Here is a 4,491-nt window from a genome sequence, read left to right as displayed (position 1 = left end):
GCGTCGTTGTCGACGACGAACGCCGTCCCGTCGGGGCGCATCACCCGGTCCAGCTCGGCCAGTCCGGGTTCGCACCCCGGGCCGAAGAAGTAGGCCCACCGCGCGTGGGCCACGTCGACGCTCGCGTCGGGGAGCGTCGTCTCGGCCGCCGAGGCCTGCACCACCCGCACCGTCGGCAGCGCGACCACCCGGCGACGGGCCTGCACGACCAGGGGCGGGTGCGGCTCGACGCCGACGACCGTCCGCGCCGTCGCCGCGAAGCGCGGGAGGTGGAACCCGGTGCCGCATCCGATGTCGAGGACGTCGCGCCCGGCCCAGTCCTGGACCTCGCGCATCACCGCCTCGATGACGCCCGCACGGTCGACGCCGAGGTTCTCGAGCTCGTAGACCTCAGGCGAGTCCCAGATGTTCGGGCTGCGTATCGGCTCGGTCACCGACGAGGGCGCTTCTTCCCGTGCTTGGCCTGTGACTGGGCCGCGGCCGCGAGCTTCTCGACCTTCGCCGCCGACGCGCGCTCGGCGCTGCGCACGTCCTGCGCGGCCAGGGTGGCCGGGTGGACCAGCAGCGGGAGCAGCTTGCGGTTGCCGATCCTCCGGGCCGCGGTGACGGCGCGCAGGTGGGCCTCACAGCGCACGACGAGCTCCTCGTAGGCGTCCTCGCCCATGAGCTCGACGAGCTCGACCTTGTTGGACCGGTAGACCGGCTCCCGGCCGACGTGCGCCTCGGGGTTGCCCGAGCAGTACCAGTCGAGGTCGTGGCCCCCGGGGCCCCACCCCCGGCGGTCGTACTCCGTGATCGTCACCTCGAGGTAGCTCGTCTGGTCGGCCAGCTCGACCGTGCGGTAGCTGCGCCGGATCGGCAGCTGCCAGCAGACCTCGGGCTTGAGCGACGTCGGCGGCAGACCCTGCAGGACCGCGTGCTGGTGCAGCGCGCAGCCCATCCCGCTGGGGAAGCCGGCTCGGTTGAGGAAGATGCAAGCGCCGTCGACGACCTTGGTCTTCGTCGCGCCGTCCTCCGGCTCGGTCCAGTTGTCCTTGCGCAGCACACCTTTTCGGTAGGCGACATCGCGGTACTGCCACTCGTCCGGCCCGAGCTCGGCCGCGACGGCGGCGACCCGCTCGTAGTCGGCGTCCTCGGTGAAGTGGGCGCCGAGTGTGCAGCACCCGTCGTCCGGACGGTCGGCGTAGATGCCCTGGCAGCCGTTCCCGTAGATGCACATCCAGTTCGACGTGAGCCACGTCAGGTCGCACCGGAACCGCTGGCCCGCGTCCTCGGGGTCGGCAAACTCGACCCAGATGCGGGGCATGTCCAGCGGAACCTCGGCCACCGGCTCAGCGTATGCGGAGGGTCCGGTCGGGGTCGCCCCGCGTCTCGCGGACGTGATGCCGCTCCGGGGGCGAAGGTCACCTGCTGGTCGCCCCGGCACGGGCGCCGGCGAACATGTCGGACAATGGCGCCCGTGACCACGTGCATCGGGCTCTCCACGGCCTCGATGTACCCCGAGAACTGCGCGGCGACCTTCGCGACGGCCGGACGCCTCGGGTACGACGGGGTGGAGGTCATGGTGTGGACCGACCCGGTGACCCAGGAGCCGGGGGCGATCCAGGCGCTCAGCGACCTGCACGAGCTCCCCGTCCTGTCCATCCACGCACCGACTCTCCTTCTCACGCAACGGGTCTGGGGGACGGACCCGTGGGAGAAGGTCGACCGCTCTATCGACATGGCCCTCACGCTCGGGGCGCCGACCGTCGTCCTGCACCCGCCGTTCCGGTGGCAGCGCGAGTATGCGGCGGGGTTCGTCGACGGGATCGCCATCCGTGAGGAGGAGACCGGCATCCGGCTCGCGGTCGAGAACATGTTTCCCTGGCGGGCCGGGCAGCGCGAGATGCTCGCCTACCTGCCGCACTGGGACCCCGTCGACCAGCCGTTCGACCACGTGACGTTGGACCTCTCGCACACCGCCACGGCCGGTTCCGACGCGATGGCGATGGCCCACGCCCTCGACGAGCGGCTCACGCACATCCACCTCGCCGACGGCAGCGGTTCGTCGCGGGACGAGCACCTGGTGCCCGGCCGGGGGACGCAGCCGTGCGGCGAGATGCTGGAACACTTGGCCGGCAACGGTTTCGACGGGTCGATCGTCGTCGAGGTGAGTACCCGGCGCCTGGACGGCGACGGGCGCGAGCTGGACCTGGCCGCGGCGCTGGCGTTCGCGCGGCTCCACTTCGCTGCGGTGCCGCAGCCGTGAGCGACGAGACACCACCGGTCCGCCGCGGCCGCCGCCCCGCGGGCGAGGACACTCGGCGCCTCATCTCCGAGGCGGCCCGCGGTGAGTTCGCCGACAAGGGGTACGAGGGCACGTCGCTGCGGGCGGTAGCCCGCGTGGCCGGCGTCGACCCTGCGCTGGTGCACCACTACTTCGACGGGAAGGCCGACCTCTTCGCCCAGTCGGTGGTCCTCACGCGGGTCAACCCGGCGGTCATGGTCGACCGGGTGCTTCAGGGGCCGCTCGACACGTTGGGGGAACGGCTCGTCCGGACCTTCCTCACGGTCTGGGACGACGCCGACAACCAGGAACGGCTCGTCGCGCTGGTCCGGGCCGTCCACACCAACGACGATGTCGCGGCGCTGATGCGCGAGTTCGTGGCCCGGGAGATCACCGGTCGGGTCACGAACCGCACCCAGGTCGCCGACGCGCCGCTACGAGGGGCGTTGGCGGCGGCTCAGCTCCTCGGGCTGGCCACGACGCGATACGTCGTGAGGATGCCGGCGATAGTCGAGGCCGGCCACGACGACCTCGCGGCGTGGCTTGGACCCGTCCTCCAGCGGTACCTCGTCGACCCCTGACCGCCGCGGCGGACAGCTCGACGGGCAGCAGGACGAGAATCGGAGCCGAAACGACGGATCCGGCCGTTCCTGCCCGTCGAGCCGTCCGCGTCCCGGGCCGAGCTACCAGAGCACCTGCACGTCCGAACGCCAGCGCTCCAGCAGCGCCGGGTCGGTGCAGCTGACCTCATCGCCGCGGTTCCAGAGGGCGAGATAGACCTGGGCCGCGGTGCCCGAGAGCTCCACGTCGGCCGCGCCCGCGGCGGGCTCGCCCACGCTGGACGTGGTCCGCCCGTCGCCGGCGCTCAGCGTCCACGCCTGCCGGGTGTCGGTCGTGCGGACGACGACGGTCCTGGGTTCGGGAAGCTCCAACCCGGTCCGCCGTCGCGGCACGAAGCCCATCAGCAGCTCGTCCACACCATCGGCCGCGAGCTCGGCGTGGATCCAGGTCTCCGCGGCCGGTGGGACGGAACCGCGGGCGGCGCTCATCGCGTCGACCGCGTGGATCGTCGTCTCGTGGCACTGCCGGCGCGCCCAGCCCTGCCGCGGCCCGGCGGAGTCCTTGAGGAAGAACCACACGTCGAGGTCGGCCGGGGCGAACGCCAGTGTCGACAGGAGGTCCTTGGCCCCCTCGTCCATCCAGGCGAGCAGGTCGGGCGAGGCGAGGCCCTCGCGCTCGACGACGGCGCACGCCTCGTCGTCGGCGCGCTCACCGCGTAGGCAACCGGCCGCCCAGCGGTGCACCATGCCCTGGTGCGCCACCAGCGCCCGCACCGTCCACCCGGGGCAGGTCGGCACCGGCGCCCACAGTCCGGCCCGAGCGGCGTTGTCGCGCAGCACGGTCCACGCATCGCCGATCCCCTCACCGTGCTCCTCGATGGTCAGGGCGGTGGGCATGCCGGAAGCCTAGGTCCTCGTCCCGGTGATGAGCCGACCCGAGGGACGACCGGGGACCGGCGATAGATTGCTCCTGTGGAGCCCAGTGACCTGCTGCGGAACGGCCTTCTGCAGCTCGCCGCCTCGACGACGGTGCGTGACACCGTCGAACGAGCGCCGGTGAGCCGCAACGTCGTTCACCGATTCGTTCCCGGGGCGCGCACCGAGGACGCCGTACGCGCATCCGGTGGCCTCGCCGCCCGCCACCGGATGTCGACCATCGACTACCTCGGCGAGGACACCACCGAGCTCAGCCAGGCCCAGCACACCCGGGACGCCTACCTCGCGTTGATCGCCGCGCTCGCCGGGGCCGGGCTCACCACCGACGGGACCGCCGAGGCCTCGCTCAAGCTCTCCGCGCTGGGCCAGGCGCTTCCCGGCGACGGCCACCAGATCGCCCTCGAGCACGCCCGCCAGATCTGCCAGGCGGCCTCGAACGCCGGCACCACGGTGACCCTCGACATGGAGGACCACACCACTACCGACGGCACCCTCGAGACCCTGCGCGAGCTGCGCCAGGACTTCCCGACGGTCGGCGCCGTGCTCCAGGCCTACCTCCACCGGACCGAGGCGGACTGTGCCGACCTCGCCCACGAGGGCAGCCGGGTCCGGCTCTGCAAGGGGGCGTACAAGGAGCCGGAGTCGGTGGCCTACCAATCCTCCGGCGACGTCGACAAGTCCTACGTGCGCTGCCTCAAGGTCCTCATGGCCGGCCAGGGGTACCCGATG

General features: G+C 72.2%; 6 protein-coding genes. 3 read left to right on the top strand and 3 right to left on the bottom strand.

Annotated features, from left to right (window positions below):
• Positions 1–434: class I SAM-dependent methyltransferase (locus tag VIG79_RS19060; protein WP_331888549.1), on the bottom strand; the 434-nt coding region annotated here is incomplete at its 3' end.
• Entirely contained in the window at positions 431–1,327 is an 897-nt protein-coding gene (locus VIG79_RS19055; protein ID WP_331888547.1) for a hypothetical protein, read from the bottom strand. The genes VIG79_RS19060 and VIG79_RS19055, both read right to left, overlap by 4 nt.
• 123 nt (positions 1,328–1,450) lie before the next feature.
• Here VIG79_RS19055 and VIG79_RS19050 point away from each other — a divergent pair, with 123 nt between their 5' ends.
• Complete coding sequence (locus tag VIG79_RS19050; RefSeq protein WP_331888545.1) at positions 1,451–2,248, top strand: sugar phosphate isomerase/epimerase; 798 nt, start codon at positions 1,451–1,453, stop codon at positions 2,246–2,248.
• A complete protein-coding gene (locus VIG79_RS19045; protein WP_331888543.1) occupies positions 2,245–2,847 on the top strand; it encodes a TetR/AcrR family transcriptional regulator in 603 nt (200 codons plus the stop codon). Before VIG79_RS19050 ends, VIG79_RS19045 begins: the two co-directional genes overlap by 4 nt.
• A gap of 102 nt (positions 2,848–2,949) precedes the next feature.
• Here VIG79_RS19045 and VIG79_RS19040 read toward each other — a convergent pair whose 3' ends face one another.
• On the bottom strand, positions 2,950–3,723 hold the full coding sequence (locus VIG79_RS19040; protein ID WP_331888541.1) for a maleylpyruvate isomerase family mycothiol-dependent enzyme: 774 nt from the start codon (positions 3,721–3,723) through the stop codon (positions 2,950–2,952).
• A gap of 75 nt (positions 3,724–3,798) precedes the next feature.
• On the opposite strand from VIG79_RS19040, the gene VIG79_RS19035 reads away from it, so the two are divergent.
• On the top strand, positions 3,799–4,491 hold a 693-nt coding region (locus VIG79_RS19035), incomplete at its 3' end, for a proline dehydrogenase family protein (protein WP_331888539.1).

The sequence above is a fragment of the Lapillicoccus sp. genome (genome assembly GCF_036559105.1).
Classification (GTDB): Bacteria; Actinomycetota; Actinomycetes; order Actinomycetales; family Dermatophilaceae; genus Lapillicoccus.
Note: the sequence above shows the minus strand (reverse complement) of the source record. Positions and strands in the feature narration are given on the sequence as shown.

Coding starts and splice junctions, on each gene's coding strand:
- VIG79_RS19050 (WP_331888545.1), top strand. CDS start 1,451: ATGGCGCCCGTGACCACGTGCATCGGGCTCTCCACGGCCTCGATGTAC.
- VIG79_RS19040 (WP_331888541.1), bottom strand. CDS start 3,723: ATGCCCACCGCCCTGACCATCGAGGAGCACGGTGAGGGGATCGGCGAT.